Source organism: Clostridium tyrobutyricum (assembly GCF_019144085.1).
GTDB lineage: Bacteria > Bacillota > Clostridia > Clostridiales > Clostridiaceae > Clostridium_B > Clostridium_B tyrobutyricum_A.
In genome coordinates this window covers 1-434 of the sequence record NZ_JAHHUY010000102.1, presented here as the reverse complement: position 1 = coordinate 434, position 434 = coordinate 1, and the positions used below count along the sequence as shown (strand labels likewise).

Annotated in this window: 1 pseudogene; it reads left to right on the top strand. The window is 30.6% G+C overall.

Features of this window, described 5'->3' with window-relative positions:
- Positions 1-83: 83 nt before the first annotated feature.
- Positions 84-434 (top strand): annotated as a pseudogene (locus KM800_RS15205) (hypothetical protein); the annotation flags it as partial.

The following is a 434-nucleotide window of genomic DNA, read 5'->3' as shown; positions in this document are numbered from 1 at the left end:
CAAAAAATAAATAGTGGATAATACCGAACCTTGAAGTATAATTTTCTTACCACAAAAAATTAAGAAAGGTAGGTATCATCCACATGAATAATATTAACTTTACTCAAGATAATTGTAAAGAAGAAAGTACTTCCATTTGGTTAGCTGCAGTTATGCAGTTTGGTTTGAAAATGAGATTTTTCAAGCCTTTTGAGGACTTCAATCTCAAAATGAAAAAAGTAAAATATTCTGTTTATCAAAAGCTTATAACAACCATGATGTCTATTATTATTGGCTGTAGATCAACTAAAGATATAAATGAGAGACTTTCTGTAGAAAAGCTTTCCGCCAACATGTTTGGTATGGATACAATACCGGATCAATCTCAGATTAATCTATTACTTACACGCTTTGATTCTAACAGTGTTCTTCAGCTTCAAGATATCCATCATAAG